The sequence below is a fragment of the Peribacillus muralis genome, assembly GCF_001645685.2.
Classification (GTDB): domain Bacteria; phylum Bacillota; class Bacilli; order Bacillales; family DSM-1321; genus Peribacillus; species Peribacillus muralis_A.
The window spans coordinates 3,498,373-3,513,132 of record NZ_CP017080.1; the positions used below are offsets into that span (position 1 = coordinate 3,498,373).

General features: G+C 45.7%; 13 protein-coding genes. 4 read left to right on the top strand and 9 right to left on the bottom strand.

All coding sequences use genetic code 11. The annotated features are described in order from the left end of the window. Positions 1-136: 136 nt before the first annotated feature. The 5 genes from accA to dnaE all read right to left on the bottom strand — a co-directional run bounded on the left by accA (position 137) and on the right by dnaE (position 7,435). On the bottom strand, positions 137-1,135 hold the full coding sequence (accA, locus tag ABE28_RS17000) for an acetyl-CoA carboxylase carboxyl transferase subunit alpha (RefSeq protein ID WP_064465982.1): 999 nt from the start codon (positions 1,133-1,135) through the stop codon (positions 137-139). Continuing rightward, on the bottom strand, positions 1,132-1,995 hold the full coding sequence (gene accD / locus ABE28_RS17005) for an acetyl-CoA carboxylase, carboxyltransferase subunit beta (RefSeq protein ID WP_064465983.1): 864 nt from the start codon (positions 1,993-1,995) through the stop codon (positions 1,132-1,134). The genes accA and accD overlap by 4 nt, the downstream gene beginning before the upstream one ends. Before the next feature lie 91 nt (positions 1,996-2,086). Further along, entirely contained in the window at positions 2,087-2,716 is a 630-nt protein-coding gene (locus ABE28_RS17010; RefSeq protein ID WP_083232120.1) for a FadR/GntR family transcriptional regulator, read from the bottom strand. Positions 2,717-2,721: 5 nt separating this feature from the next. Then, positions 2,722-3,963, bottom strand: coding sequence for an NADP-dependent malic enzyme (locus tag ABE28_RS17015; protein ID WP_064465984.1), 1,242 nt, complete (start codon positions 3,961-3,963; stop codon positions 2,722-2,724). A gap of 112 nt (positions 3,964-4,075) precedes the next feature. Then, positions 4,076-7,435, bottom strand: a complete 3,360-nt coding sequence (gene dnaE / locus ABE28_RS17020; protein ID WP_064465985.1) for a DNA polymerase III subunit alpha — start codon at positions 7,433-7,435, stop codon at positions 4,076-4,078. A 182-nt stretch (positions 7,436-7,617) separates the two neighbouring features. Between dnaE and ABE28_RS17025 the strand changes: the two genes are divergently transcribed. Both ABE28_RS17025 and ytrI read left to right on the top strand, forming a co-directional pair. After that, positions 7,618-7,953, top strand: coding sequence for a sporulation membrane protein YtrH (locus ABE28_RS17025; RefSeq protein WP_057911443.1), 336 nt, complete (start codon positions 7,618-7,620; stop codon positions 7,951-7,953). Continuing rightward, positions 7,950-8,456, top strand: coding sequence for a sporulation membrane protein YtrI (gene ytrI, locus ABE28_RS17030; RefSeq protein ID WP_064465986.1), 507 nt, complete (start codon positions 7,950-7,952; stop codon positions 8,454-8,456). Before ABE28_RS17025 ends, ytrI begins: the two co-directional genes overlap by 4 nt. A 42-nt stretch (positions 8,457-8,498) precedes the next feature. Here ytrI and ABE28_RS17035 read toward each other — a convergent pair whose 3' ends face one another. Continuing rightward, the gene (locus tag ABE28_RS17035) at positions 8,499-9,437 is read right to left on the bottom strand and encodes a DHH family phosphoesterase (protein ID WP_064465987.1); all 939 of its coding nucleotides are present in this window, start codon (positions 9,435-9,437) and stop codon (positions 8,499-8,501) included. Positions 9,438-9,608: 171 nt separating this feature from the next. Here ABE28_RS17035 and ABE28_RS17040 point away from each other — a divergent pair, with 171 nt between their 5' ends. Beyond that, on the top strand, positions 9,609-9,911 hold the full coding sequence (locus ABE28_RS17040; protein WP_064465988.1) for a YtpI family protein: 303 nt from the start codon (positions 9,609-9,611) through the stop codon (positions 9,909-9,911). Positions 9,912-9,942: 31 nt separating this feature from the next. On the opposite strand, the gene ABE28_RS17045 is transcribed toward ABE28_RS17040, so the two are convergent. The 3 genes from ABE28_RS17045 to ABE28_RS17065 all read right to left on the bottom strand — a co-directional run bounded on the left by ABE28_RS17045 (position 9,943) and on the right by ABE28_RS17065 (position 13,527). Continuing rightward, complete coding sequence (locus ABE28_RS17045) at positions 9,943-11,262, bottom strand: DRTGG domain-containing protein (protein WP_064466145.1); 1,320 nt, start codon at positions 11,260-11,262, stop codon at positions 9,943-9,945. A 71-nt stretch (positions 11,263-11,333) separates the two neighbouring features. Further along, positions 11,334-11,558 carry a hypothetical protein gene (locus ABE28_RS17050; protein WP_064465989.1) on the bottom strand — a complete coding sequence of 75 codons (225 nt, stop codon included), beginning with the start codon at positions 11,556-11,558 and terminating at the stop codon, positions 11,334-11,336. A 1,288-nt stretch (positions 11,559-12,846) separates the two neighbouring features. Further along, complete coding sequence (locus ABE28_RS17065; RefSeq protein ID WP_064465992.1) at positions 12,847-13,527, bottom strand: metal-dependent hydrolase; 681 nt, start codon at positions 13,525-13,527, stop codon at positions 12,847-12,849. 122 nt (positions 13,528-13,649) lie between these two features. Between ABE28_RS17065 and ABE28_RS17070 the strand changes: the two genes are divergently transcribed. Continuing rightward, complete coding sequence (locus ABE28_RS17070; protein WP_064465993.1) at positions 13,650-14,747, top strand: M24 family metallopeptidase; 1,098 nt, start codon at positions 13,650-13,652, stop codon at positions 14,745-14,747. Positions 14,748-14,760 lie beyond the last annotated feature (13 nt).

Here is a 14,760-nt window from a genome sequence, read left to right on the forward strand (position 1 = left end):
GAAGCAATATGGCGTAAATCTTTACATTCTTCACACAAATATATAGCTTTCGCATTAGACCATCGGTGCATCGGCTCGGTATGAAAGGCTGAAAAAACGTGTTGCCCAAGGCAGCACGTTTTTCCTTTACAAATGTTTACGAATGCTGCTTTACTTCCTCAGGTTTCCCATCAGGTTGTTTGGCAAATTCATATTCACCGATTTTCTTGAATTTCATGTAACGTTGATTGATGAGATCCTCACTATTCAATGGGAGCAGCTCATTAAATGAACGTTTCAAGGTTTCCTTGATGGCTTCTGCCTGTACATTTGCATTCCGGTGGGCGCCGCCTTTCACTTCCGGGATGATTTCATCGATGACTCCCAAGCGATTTAAGTCTGGAGCCGTGATCTGCATCGATTCAGCAGCCCTTTTAGCCTGGGAAGCATCCTTCCATAATAACGCAGCAGCCCCTTCAGGAGAAATGACCGAGTAAGTTGAATTCTCAAGCATGAAAATCCGATCTCCCACTCCAAGTGCCAAGGCACCGCCACTTCCACCTTCACCGATGACGATGCTTATGACGGGCACCTTCAGCCCGGCCATTTCAAAAAGGTTTTTTGCAATGGCTTCACTTTGACCGCGTTCTTCTGCAGCCTTACCAGGGAAAGCCCCCTTCGTGTCGATGAAGCAAATGATCGGCCGATTGAATTTTTCTGCCTGTTTCATCAAGCGCAGCGCTTTTCGATAGCCTTCCGGATGAGGCATGCCAAAGTTACGACGGATATTCTCCTTCGTATCCTTGCCGCGCTGATGACCAATGACCGTCACCGACCGTCCATCAAACTGTGCAATACCAGCAACGATCGCCTCATCATCCCCATAATATCTGTCACCATGAAACTCGATGAAATCATTGAACAATAACGGGATGTAATCAAGCGTTGTCGGGCGAGCGGGATGCCTGGCAATCTGTACTCGATCCCATGGTTTTAAATGGTCATAAATATCCACTTCCAGCTTTTCCAAACGTTTTTCCAACGTTTCGATTTCAACCGTAAGATCCACATCGGCATCTTTCGTAATGGCCTTCAGCTCTTTAATCTTATTTCTCAGGTCCGTAATGGGACGCTCAAACTCCAATTCATATATCAAGACCGTTCACCACCCGGGGCATGGATTTTTAGGATCGTCGTCAAGGTTTCTTCCAATTCCGTCCGTTTGACGACCGCATCCAATTGACCGTGCTTCATCAAAAACTCAGCCGTTTGGAAATCTTCGGGAAGCTCTTCATGAATCGTCTGTTCAATGATTCTCCGCCCTGCAAAACCGATCAGGGCACCAGGTTCGGCAAGGTTAATATCACCAAGTGATGCGAAGCTTGCCGAAACACCACCAGTAGTTGGGTGAGTCATGATTGAAATGATCAAACCGCCTTCATTGCTGAACATCTTGAGGGCGGCACTCGTCTTGGCCATCTGCATCAAGCTCAGTACGCCTTCCTGCATCCGGGCACCGCCAGATGCTGTAAATATGATGAACGGAATCTTCAATTCGCCTGCACGCTCGATGGCACGGGTGATTTTTTCGCCAACAACCGACCCCATGCTTCCCATCCGGAAATTGGAATCCATGATCGCTGTCGAAACTTGATGCCCATTGATGGTCCCCACTCCTGTAACGACCGCTTCGTTAATTTTGGCTTTCTTTTTATCCTTCTCCAATTTATCCAGGTAATCCGGGAATCCAAGCGGATTGACTGAAATCATTTCTTTATCAAATTCCTTGAAACTGCCGGCATCAAATAAACATTCAATACGTTCATGTGAAGACATCGAATGATGGAACCCGCAATGGAGGCAGACTTTCTTATTTTTCACTAACTCTTTTGTATACATGATTTTTTTACAGCCGGGACATTTAGTCATAATTCCTTCTGGTACATCTTGTTTCTCCCGATCTAAAGGAACCGTTGCATATTTCTTCTTAGACTTCGCAAATAGCTCTTTAAGCAAGCTTTAGTCCTCCCTTTACCACCAATTATCTATTATATGATACTTGGTACAAACTATATCAGAAATAAAATTAGTATCGTGTAAAAAGTTGTCACTCGTCTTTCGACATATTTCTAATTCTAATAAGATACGTTTCGATAGCTTTTTCTTCATCCCGTTCGAGCAAATATGTAAGAAGTGACAAATAGTCTTCTTTTTTCACATTACCCAGCACCATCTCTGATGTTCTTGCATAGCTGTTGACAATGCGCCAGATTCTTTCCAGCAATCGATTTCGATTCAATATCGCGATTCTTAAGAAGAAATCGTCATCACGAAACTCCCCCGCTTTGACCCAGCCCATCAGCCGCTTGATATCTTCAGCCGTTGCGAAGAAAGCGACGATCCTCAAACAGTCAATTTCAATCAACCTTTTCGTCTCAGCCAAGTCTTCCTGTACCTTTTTGTCTTGCAAAAAAAAGGTTCCCAGAAGCTCGACTAGCTTATGCTCCTGGAAATCCCTGATAAACGTCCCTTCACCACGCCTCGTTTCTATCAAACCCAATAGCTCCAAGGCACGCAATGCCTCACGGACTGAGGAACGGCCGACATTCAAACGATCCGAGAGCTCCCTTTCCGAGGGGATTTTATCCCCTGGCAGGAGGCTGTCCGCTTCGATCATTCCACGAAGGCTCTCAACGACATCGAGATAAATTTTGGATGAAGAAGTACGATCCTTCAAATTAATTATTCCTCACTTTTTCCAATGATCGCTAATTTTCTTGTTTTTTCTTTAATTTCCTCAGGATCGACATGAATTCTGGCTACTCCCGTTTCCATCGCTGCCTTGGCAACAGCAGCTGCAACGGCAGGAGCCACCCTCTCATCGAAAGGAGCAGGAATGACGTAGTCTTCATTCAACTCATGTTCTTGTATTAAACCGGCAATGGCCTTTACAGCAGCTACCTTCATCTTTTCATTGATGTGAGTCGCACGTACATCCAATGCCCCACGGAAAATCCCTGGGAATGCAAGAACGTTATTAACCTGATTCGGAAAATCCGAACGACCGGTTCCTACCACTCTTGCGCCTGCAGCCTTCGCGTCTTCAGGCATGATTTCCGGATCGGGATTGGCCATCGCAAATATGATCGCATCCCGGTTCATTGTAGAAACCATTTCTTTGGTCAATGCACCTGCGGCAGAAACACCTATAAATACATCCGCGTTTTGGATGACCGCTTCCAAAGGTCCTGAAACCTTATTTCGGTTGGTCACTTTCGCCACTTGTTCTTTAATATCATTCATGCCTGTCGAACGGCCCTCATAAATGGCACCCTTCGTATCACACATGATGATGTCGCGAACCCCATAGCTATAAAGCAATTTAATGATGGCGATGCCGGCAGCGCCAGCCCCATTCGCCACCACTTTAATTTCCGATATGGATTTATTGACAAGTCGTAAAGCATTAACAAGACCGGCAACAGTTACAATCGCTGTACCGTGCTGATCATCATGAAAAACGGGGATGTTCATTTCCTTTTTCAGCCGTTCTTCAATTTCGAAGCAATTCGGTGCGGCGATGTCTTCCAAATTCACTCCGCCGAAAGTTGGTTCGAGTAATTTAACGGTCTCTACAATTTTATCCACATCCGTCGTTTTTAAACAAATTGGAAAAGAGTCCACTCCCGCAAAGCTTTTGAATAAAACGGCTTTACCTTCCATTACGGGTAAAGCGGCCTCAGGACCGATGTTTCCAAGCCCAAGTACAGCCGTTCCATCTGAAATCACTGCGACGGTATTCCCTTTCATCGTGTAATCATAAACGGTTTCAGGTTTATCGTATATTTCTTTACAAGGTTCTGCAACGCCAGGAGAGTAAGCGAGGCTTAAATCCACCGCATTCCTAACAGGCACTTTCGAAATTGTTTCTAATTTCCCTTGATTCAAGCGATGCATATGTAAAGCTTCTTCTCTTAATGACATATTTTCACTCCTAAAACGAATTGGGCAAACCTGATATTATATGCTGAAATCTAGTGGTCAGACCACAGCGGCCTGTGTTCAATATAACATATCTATTAAAGTTGTAAAACAGTTATTCTTTCTTGTAAACCACATTCCCTTTTCCAACCATGTCAATTAATGACTGCATCAAACGGTCCGTAGGATTGACCCAATCCCAATAAGATAGCTGTACATAGCGGTTTTCCCTTTCGTAAAAAAGCATGACCTTCGTTTCACCGCCGTGCTGCAGTAAAATTTTTTTTATTTTTTGCAGCGTGTCCTTCGTTTGCTTGTCAGCCTCGACCTTCAGGAAAATGGTTCCATTTTTTTCTTCCTTCATCCGTTTCACTTTTTCCAATGGATATACACTCCTGATCAGCAGCTGGTTTTTTCCATCCCGCTCTTCCAGCGTTCCTTGAAGCATGACAACTTGTCCTTGGATCAATTCGACAGAATGGAGTTTATACACATTAGGAAAAGCGACCGCTTCGATATCCCCCTCTTCATCGCTTACGCTCAAAAACGCCATCACATCGCCCTTTTTCGTCCTAATGGTTTTCACCGCCGTAATATAGGCGCCAAGCAGGACTTTGGATTCCTTTTTATTGGTCGCTTCGTCTATGCTCAAGCAGCCAAAGTATTGGAAAAGCTCCCTGTAGCTTGTCACAGGATGATTCGATAGGTAGAGCCCCAATGCGCCTTTTTCCAACGCCAGTTTATGTTCGATCGGAATGGGCTCGACATGGTTGTACTTCGGCTTGAGTGAAAATTCGCCATCGGAAAACATATCGAAAAGATCGTCATCGGGATTCACCAATTCTGTATGGCTGATCGCAACGTCCAAGCTTGCCAGCAGCGTCGCCCTGTCTTCCCCGAATTCATCGAATGCACCTGAATTCACAAGTGCCTCGAGCACTTTCCTATTTACGATCTTTCCAGATACCCGTAAACAAAAATCGAATAAATCCTCGAATCTCTTTTGCCGTCTTGCCGCAAATAATTCCTTTAAGACAGTGCCGCCTATCCCTTTAATGGCACCAAGGCTAAAACGGATCCCTTCCTTTTCCGGTAAAAACGGATAGCCGCTCAGGTTGATGGAAGGAGGGAGGACGGTAATCCCTTTCTTTTTTGCTTCACGGATATATTGGGAAACCTTGTCATCATTCCCGATTACCGATGTCATGAGGGCTGCCATGAAATGTTCAGGATGGTGGGTTTTCAAGTAACCTAGCTGATAGGCAATGACACTGTATGCGACCGCATGGCTGCGGTTGAATCCGTAGTTAGCGAACCGGACGATCAAGGAATAAATTTCATCCGCGGTTTTTTCGGAATATCCTTGCTGCAATGCCCCGCTCACAAAATGCTCCCGCTCCTGATCGAGCACATCCTTTTTCTTTTTCGACACGGCCCGTCTGAGCAGGTCTGCCTCCCCAAGCGAAAAACCGGCTAAGCGAGAGGCAATTTGCATAATTTGTTCTTGATAGACAATGACTCCGTATGTAGGCTCAAGAATATCCCGCAAATCCTCGTGCAGGTAATCGATTGGTGCCAATCCATGCTTTCGCTCGATGAACAATGGTATGTTCTCCATCGGACCTGGCCGATAAAGGGCATTGACCGCGACGATATCCTCGAAACGGTTAGGCTTCAGCTTGATCAAGACCTTTCTGATGCCATCCGATTCGAATTGAAACACCCCGGTTGTTTCGCCTCTTCCCAAAAGCGCCAAGGTCTCGGGATCATCCATCGGGATTTGCGACAGGTCGAGCTTCCTCCCGGTTGCTTTTTGGATATTTTTCAAAATATTATCAATGAGCGTCAAATTGCGAAGACCAAGGAAATCCATTTTCAGGAGTCCAAGCTCTTCAAGGACGTCCATTGGATATTGCGTCAAATGGATTCCATCATGGCCTCCGGCAATCGGGATATGCTCGGTCAGTGCCTGGTCGCTGATGACGACGCCGGCAGCATGCGTCGAGGTGTGGCGCGGCAAGCCTTCAAGCAATAACGCGGTGTGAAAAAGCTTTTGATTCAGCTCGCTCTCATTAACGAAATCGCGCAGCTTTTTTGATTCCTTGAAAGCGTCGGGCAGTGTTATCCCAAGGCGGTTTGGTATCATTTTCGAGACCGCTTCCTGCTCCTTGGAATTCAAGCCGAAAACGCGTCCCGTGTCCCTTAATGCAGCTTTGGCCGCCAACGTTCCGAACGTAATGATTTGTGCGACATGCAATTCCCCGTATTTCTTCGCAACATAAGCGATCACCTCTTCACGGCGGTTATCCGGGAAATCAATATCGATATCGGGCATCGAGACCCTTTCCGGATTCAGGAAACGCTCGAACAGCAAGGAATGCTCGATCGGATCGACATCCGTTATCGACAGCACGTAAGCGACCATCGAACCTGCGGCCGACCCCCTTCCAGGTCCGGTCAGGATGTGGTGATCCTTGGCGAATTTCATGAAGTCCCATACGATCAAAAAGTAATCGCTGAATTTCATCTTAGTTATGACATCCAATTCATATCGCAGTCGCTCTTCATATTGAATGGGCGGCTCCTGCAGTCTCTTCTTTAAACCTTCAAAACAGACGGCTTCGAGCATTTCCTCTGCTGTCACCCCGGCTTCGGTAGGGTACTTAGGCAGCAGGGAACGGTGAAACGGTATGTCAAGATTGCATTGCTCGGCAATAAGGAGCGTATTTTCGAGTGCATCCGGCCTATCATGGAACAGCTCCGCCATCTTGGCGCGGCTTTTCAAATAATAGTGCTGGGATTCAAGCACTGTGTGCGTTTCATCAGCCAGCTTGTCACCATTTCCGATTGCCAGCAGCACTTCTTGGGCAAGTGCATCGCTTTCGTTCAAGTAAAGGACTGGATTGGTCGCTACGACCTTAATCCCCAGTTCCTTCGCAAGCACACTTATCGCTTCGTTTTCTTGATCCTCATTTGAGATCGACAATCTCTGTATCGATGCATAAAAGTTATCCGCTCCAAAAATCTGCTGAAATCTCCTTGCTGCCTGTTGAGCCTCCTCCGCCCGTTCTTCCCTTAACAGTGTTTCTATTTCCCCTTCGGAGCCAGGGGTGATCGCAATCAATCCCCTGGAGTAGCCTTTAAGCCAATTCATCGGGATACCCGAAGGTGATTTCGTTTTTATCGCACTGCTTATCTTGAGCAGGTTCTGGTAACCTTGTAGATTTTTTGCTAATAAAAGAAGTCCATGAGCCGCTTCCCATTCATCCAGGACATCTACAAGAATCCCGATGATCGGCTTTATGCCCTGCCTTTTGCATTCTTTATAAAAATAAACTGAACCGTACATGACATTTCGATCGGTTAGTGCAAGGCTTGTACAGCCATCCGCTTTCGCTTTGGCTACAAGCTCGGCGATCTTCACCGTACTTGTCAGCAGGCTATATCCGCTCTGAATATGGAGATGAGTATACACGTTTTTATTCTCCCACCTTTGTAAGGCATGTTTCTTTCATTATAGTGTTTATTTCAAAAAAAGAAAATATGTTCTCATTTCCAATCCCCTTTCGCACGTATTTCCACCTGCTATCATAATACTCCGACACTCCCCATATAATTGGAATAGAAGACTATCAAAGCCAAAAAGGATGATGATACATGAATGAAGCCTTTGTTCCAGCCTTTCTCAACAGCTTTTTCATATCGCTTGGCGTTTTGCTTGGAGGTTCGATCATCGGGGGGCTCGCCGCTTTTTTTACAGGACAGGCCCCGATGACGGCTGTTTTCCGATTATCGGACAGCCTGCGGATTTGGGCGATTGTCGCGGCCATCGGAGGTACCTTCGATATGGTCTATAATTTTGAGCGTGGCATTTTCCACGGGGAAACGAAGGATATCGTCAAACAGGTTCTCTTGATTTTATCTGCCCTTGGCGGAGCACAGACAGGAGCACTGATCATCAACTGGTTCACCCAGGAGCATATCTCATCATGAGGATTCCCCCTTATCATCGGGCACCCACCTGGCAGCGTTTCTTTGCAGGTGCTGCCCTTGGCGCATTGCTGAGCTGGGTGATGTTCTTTTATATGCATGGGGTCCAGCAGGAAAAGCAAATCCGGACCCTTCACGAACAGCGGGAAGATATTAAGGACTTCAAGGATAAAATCGCCATTTGGGAGCAAGATTACAAAAAATTAAATCAGCAAAACGAAGAGATTCTAACGATTCAGGAAGTGGAGGTACTGATTACGAATGGTAAGGATTACAGCCTCGATAACCTGAGTGTGGCGGAAGCGGAGGATTTGATAGAGGACGACCTATCCTCACTGGTTGCCAAGGATGTCGCCAGTGTATATAACGGAAAGATGCTATTGAAAAAATCCATTGAAAATAAAATCATGACCATCAATAAAAAGCGTTATAAACTCGAAGTCGCCGAGATCATGTTTTATACGAAAATGAATATCGAGATCAAACTGAAAAGAACCACTTCTTAAACATAAAGACCAAATCATATGCGATTTGGTCTTTACATTTTTTCACTCCGCCTTATTCAACGCTTCCAAATCGGCTAGGATGTTGTCGACTTCATCCCAGGAATGGATCGAAGCCCCAGCAGCAAGAGGATGGCCGCCGCCGTTATATTTCCGGGCGATCGTATTGATGATCGGACCTTTAGAACGGAAACGCACTCTAATCTCTTGGTCTTCTTCAATGAAAAACACCCATGATTTCACATTTTTGATCGAGCCGAGGGCGGAAACGAGCTGTGACGCCTCCGATGCCGAAGCATCGAATTTTTCAAGGATTTCTTTAGTGATGATCATTTTACCCGTGCCATGCGTCAGGATTTCAAAATGCTGCAGCACATAACCATTCAAGCGGACGATGCTTTCCTTGACATCGTACATCTCCTGATATAGCTGCGGGCGGGAAAACGAATAGGTGATCAATTCACCGGCATGGTCAAATGTCTTTTCAGTCGTGCTTTGGAACAGGAACCGTCCTGTGTCGCCAACGATGCCCGCATATAGAAGACGCGCGGCTTCATCCCCCATCTTCAGCCCTTGATCTTTTCCAAATAGGTAAAAATCATAAATCATTTCGCATGTGGAACTTGCTGATGTATCGACCCACCTCATATCTCCATAGGGATCTTCATTTGGATGATGATCGATCTTGATCAGCTTATCACCTGTCTTGTACCGTGCATCACAAATCCGGTCCGTATTTGCCGTATCACAGACGATCACCAAAGCCCCTTGATACGTTTCGTCCGAAATCACATCAAGCCTTCTTAAGTAATTCAATGATGGTTCTTCCTTACCTACCGTGAATATCCTCTTTTCAGGGAAAGAAGCTTTCAGGATTTCCGCCAGGCCCCCTTGTGAACCATAAGCGTCGGGGTCCGGACGGACATGACGATGGAGAATAATGGTATCATAACGCTTTATTTCTGCCAAAATTTCAGCTTTCATATAAATCTCCCTCCAACATATGTATTAGTAGTTTCCAATTTAAAGATGATATCTTTCATTTAATCAAATATTTGGGGAAATAGGAAGACTCATCTTGTTTACTGTGGCATTCCCTGGCATTTCCCGCTACAATAAAAAGGTACATATGTTAAATTGGGGGAATTATAAACGATGCCTATCCTTGTCACCTTGATCGTTCTATCACTAGGGGTCTATCTGTTTTATAAAATTAAATCGATACGCACCAAAATGCCGATGGAGAAAAAGTGGATTTCCGGAAAGTCTTCCATAGCCCTTGGAGCATTTGTCGCCCTATTCGGAATGAATCAGCTTTTTCTGTTCCACTCGACCACCACTTATATCATCGCCGCGGTTTTCATCTCAGTCGGCCTGTTCAGCGTTTATGGAGGCTATAAAATGTATAAATATTACCTGCCATATGCGATTGAAGAATCCGCAAATCAAAAAGGATAATCGTCATTCGATTATCCTTTTTGATTTATTTTCATGATCTGTCCAGCAGCTGGCACGTTAACATTGCCTTTCCGACGAGTTTGCCTTGGTTAAACACCTCGACATCCACTTTTCCGAATTTACGTCCTACGTCAAGAACACGGGGGTGTATTTCAAGCGTACTGTCAATTTGGACTGGCTTAATGAAATAAATCGTCATATTCTCTACGACCAAATCACCTCGTTTGTAGCTTCTCAGTGCCCGGTTAGCCGAATCCGTAACCAATGTCGTAAACACACCGCTGGAAATCGTCCCAAGATAATTGGTCATTTGCGGTGTGACGCCATACTTATACACTTCCTCACCCTTACCCCGATTCGACGTCATCACAAGCTGACTCGTAATCGTATCGTCGATCGTTTCGCCAACCTGTGGCTGCCTTTGGCTCATTTGCAGTGCCTTCAGCACATCCTGCCTGCTCACGATTCCTTGCAGGATATGACTGTCATTGACTACCGGGATCAATTCGATCCCTTCCCAAACCATCATATGTGCAGAAGAGGCCACACTCGTTTTATCACCGACGGTCATCGGATTTTTCGTCATCACCTTTTCGATGAGCGTCCACTCATCCTGACCGATGATATCCTTTGAAGTGACCATTCCTTGGACCTTCATATTGTCATCAACAACAGGAAAACGGCTATGCCCTGATTCCTGGTTGAGCTCGTGCCACGTCTGAACCTTATCACCAATCGTCAAAAAGGTCGTATCCTGAACAGGTGTCAAGATATCCTCCACGAGCAAGATTTCCTTTTTAATCAATTGGTCATAAATCGCCCGATTGATCATCGTTGCGACAGTAAAGGTATCGTAGCTCGTTGAAATGACCGGCATTTCCAATTCATCCGCTAACCTTTTAACAGGCTCTTCCGTATCAAAGCCTCCGGTAATCAGCACCGCCGCCCCTGCTTTCAGCGCATGCTCATGGGCCTGTGTACGGTTCCCGACGATCAGCAGATTTCCCGCACCTGTATATCTCATCATCGCATCGAGCTTCATTGCCCCGATGACAAATTTATTCAATGTTTTATGAAGTCCCGTTTTACCGCCCAGAACTTGTCCTTCCACAATATTGACCACTTCGGCGAAAGTGAGCTTTTCAATATTCTCTTTTTTCTTCTTCTCAATACGAATCGTGCCTACCCGCTCGATCGAGCTCACATAGCCCTGATTCTCTGCCTCTTTAATGGCCCGGTACGCCGTTCCTTCACTAACATTCAATGCTTTCGCGATTTGACGGACGGAAATCTTCTCGCCAACCGGAAGCCCATCGATATGCTTTAATATTTGTTCATGCTTTGTAGCCAAGCGCTTCACCCTTTTCACGGTATTCCTATTCCCCATTATAAGGTCAAAGAGCCCCGTTTATCAAACAACTACTAATATTGGCGCAGCCTTTTGTGTTCCACCTGCCGTTTCAGCTTATGCTTTTTAGGCGAATATAGAATGCCCGTCAAATTCCCCGCCACCGCCAGCATCGCAAACAACAACCAACAGCCTGCAAATAAGCCCCTCAGCCCCCCGCTTTCCAATGACAAGCGCGGCACGGCATAATACAGCATCACACCGCATAATAACAAACACAGCAACAACCTCTGCTTCATCCAATCCCCCCTTATTTTTCATCTATTCATTTTATGCCTGCGAACGAAAAAAAGACTGACCTGCATGAACGAGAATTACTGGTCTATATGTCCATGTATCGCGCACCCTATAAAATGAAGCGCCATAACGTGGATTTAATGGTTCACGAGCCTTTACGAGGATTTCTTCGTTTTCATGCAAAAGAGGGTGGAACTTCAGGCGCAAAGCACGAGCTATGCATTCTTTTTTTCGGCCTGCACTCAACTTAATTCAACCTGCCTCCTCTTTTTTTCGACCTGCATTCAACTTAATTCGACCTGCACCCACTTTTTTCGGCCTGCACTTAGCTTAATTCGACCTACTTCCACTTTTTTTCGGCCTTCACTCAACTTAATTCGGCCTGCATCCTCTTTTTTTCGGCCTGCACTCCACTTAATTCGACCTACACCCACTTTTTCGGCCTTCACTCAACTTAATTCGACCTACACCCACTTTTTTTCGGCCTTCACTCAACTTAATTGGGCATGCATCCTCTTTTTTTCGGCCTGCACTCCACTTAATTCGACCTACACCCACTTTTTTTCGGCCTTCACTCAACTTAATTCGGCCTGCATCCTCTTTTTTTCGGCCTGCACTCCACTTAATTGGGCCTGCATCCTCTTTTTTTCGGCCTGCACTCCACTTAATTCGACCTACACCCACTTTTTTTCGGCCTTCACTCAGCTTAATTCGACCTACCTCCACTTTTTCGGCCTGCACTCAACTTAATTCGACCTGCCTCCAGCTTAATTCGGCCTGCACTCAGCTTAATTCGACCTACACCCACTTTTTTTCGGCCTTCACTCAACTTAATTCAACCTACACCCACTTTTTCGGCCTGCACTCAACTTAATTCGACCTACCTCCACTTTTTCGGCCTGCTTTCAACTTAATTCGGCCTTCACTCAGCTTAATTCGACCTGCCTCCACTTTTTCGGCCTGCACTCCACTTAATTCGACCTACACCCACTTTTTTTCGGCCTGCACTCCACTTAATTCGACCTGCCTCCACTTTTTTTCGGCCTGCACTCCACTTAATTCGACCTGCCTCCTCTTTTTTTCGGCCTTCACTCAACACCAGCCTACTCCACCTCATTAAAACTGCAGGCTCAAGGATTTCTTTATCATGTTAGAGTGGATTGGAATGTTCAAGCCCGCAGGAACAGAAAGAAAAAAGCAATAATAAAAAAATACAGCCAAACTCCATTATTATCGAGTTTGGCTGTATTTTTGCAGAAGCTCCTAAAGTAAAGGCTACCGCTCTTCTCTTTATAGGTCAATTTCATCTCCTGGTTCCATGATGAATCCATTTCCTTCTTCAAGCAGGTCAAGGAATCGTTTGGGATCCTGCTTGATGACAGGGAAAGTATTGTAATGGATTGGCACGACTTGTTTCGCTTGAAGGAATTTCGCCGCCAGTGCCGCATCTTCAGGTCCCATCGTGAAATTGTCGCCGATCGGCAAGAAAGCCAGATCAATCGGATGGCGCTCCGCAATCAATTTCATATCGGAATATACCGCCGTATCGCCGGCATGATAAATGGTTTTGCCTTCTATCGTCAATAACACGCCAGCAGGCATCCCTAAATATATGATTTGTCCATCACCCGCATTGAAGCCCGTACCATGAAAGGCAGGCGTCAGTTTCACTTTTCCAAATTCGAACTCAAAAGCTCCGCCGATGCTCATTCCATGAGTCCGGACTCCTTGTGCACCGAAGTAATCGGCAAGCTCTGCAATGCCAATGACAAGTGCATCATGTTTCTTTGCCAATTCAACCGTGTCACCTACGTGGTCATTATGCCCATGCGTCAGGATGATCACATCCGGTTTAACCTCGTCAACCTTCAAATCGGTTAGTGCATTTCCATTAATGAACGGGTCGAACAAAATCGTTTTTCCATTCGTTTCTACTTTTACGACTGCATGTCCATGAAAAGATACTTTCATTTGATGATGCTCCCTTCCCATACCCCATAATTTTGATTCGATAAGCTTTCTTAGGACTTTCCCATTTACTATGCTTTTAAATATTGCTAAGGTAATTATATCTTATCAATGGAGGTATCGTCATGAATGAACGTTTGACAGAATTACAAAATTGGCTTCAGACCAATGAGGTCGAAGCCGCTTTTCTTACATCCACCGAGAGCATCTTCTATTTAAGCGGATTTTTTAGTGATCCTCACGAAAGATTGCTTGCACTTGCCATTTTTGCAGATGCCGATCCTTTCCTCGTCTGTCCGCAAATGGAGGTCCCCGATGCGAAACAGGCTGGATGGGATGGAGATATCATCGGATACACCGATATTGAAGATCCATGGGAAAAAGTTAAGCAAGCCGTTGCGAAACGCGGTCTGGCCATCAATAAAATGGCGATTGAAAAAGAACATATGAATGTGGAACGCTACGAGCAAATCCAGCAGCATTTTGGAGCACCAGCGCTCGTTCCGGCAGAAGAAAAACTGCAAAAGATGCGAATGATCAAGTCGGAGGATGAAATGGTCAAAATCCGCGAAGCGTGCCGACTTGCCGACTTCGCGATTGAAGTCGGCGTCAGCGAAATCCATGAAGGTAAAACGGAAATGGAAATCCTTGCAACGATTGAATATGAATTGAAGAAGGCCGGTGTCAGCCAAATGTCATTCTCCACGATGGTGCTCACTGGTAAAAACGGCGCATCGCCACATGGTACACCAGGAAATACGAAGGTTCAGCGCGGCGACCTTGTCCTTTTCGACTTAGGCGTCGTTCATGAGGGATACTGCTCTGACATCACCAGGACCGTTGCATACGGTGATATCAATGATAAACAGGCAGAAATATACGAAACGGTTCGCATGGCCCAGGAAGCGGCCGTAGCAGCGAGTATGCCGGGCGTTGCTTGCTCGGAGGTTGACTTGATCGCGAGAAACATCATCCGCGATAAAGGATATGGCGAATTCTTCCCGCACAGACTAGGCCACGGACTTGGGATCAGCGTCCATGAATACCCGTCCTTGACCGAAACGAATTCCCTCAAGCTTCAATCTGGCATGGTTTATACGATCGAACCAGGCATCTATGTTCCGAATGTTGCAGGCGTCAGGATCGAGGATGATCTTTTGATCACGGAAACAGGCTGTGAAGCTTTGACCAAATATCCGAAGAGCTTGCAAATCATAAAGTAACCAACCTTAGGAA

What these genes read in the sequence shown, in the direction of transcription:
- ABE28_RS17015 (WP_064465984.1), bottom strand. Translation starts at nt 3,963, where the DNA reads ATGTCATTAAGAGAAGAAGCTTTACATATGCATCGCTTGAATCAAGGG.
- ABE28_RS17025 (WP_057911443.1), top strand. Translation starts at nt 7,618, where the DNA reads ATGAATGAAGCCTTTGTTCCAGCCTTTCTCAACAGCTTTTTCATATCG.
- ytrI (WP_064465986.1), top strand. Translation starts at nt 7,950, where the DNA reads ATGAGGATTCCCCCTTATCATCGGGCACCCACCTGGCAGCGTTTCTTT.
- ABE28_RS17035 (WP_064465987.1), bottom strand. Translation starts at nt 9,437, where the DNA reads ATGAAAGCTGAAATTTTGGCAGAAATAAAGCGTTATGATACCATTATT.
- ABE28_RS17040 (WP_064465988.1), top strand. Translation starts at nt 9,609, where the DNA reads ATGCCTATCCTTGTCACCTTGATCGTTCTATCACTAGGGGTCTATCTG.
- ABE28_RS17050 (WP_064465989.1), bottom strand. Translation starts at nt 11,558, where the DNA reads ATGAAGCAGAGGTTGTTGCTGTGTTTGTTATTATGCGGTGTGATGCTG.
- ABE28_RS17065 (WP_064465992.1), bottom strand. Translation starts at nt 13,527, where the DNA reads ATGAAAGTATCTTTTCATGGACATGCAGTCGTAAAAGTAGAAACGAAT.
- ABE28_RS17070 (WP_064465993.1), top strand. Translation starts at nt 13,650, where the DNA reads ATGAATGAACGTTTGACAGAATTACAAAATTGGCTTCAGACCAATGAG.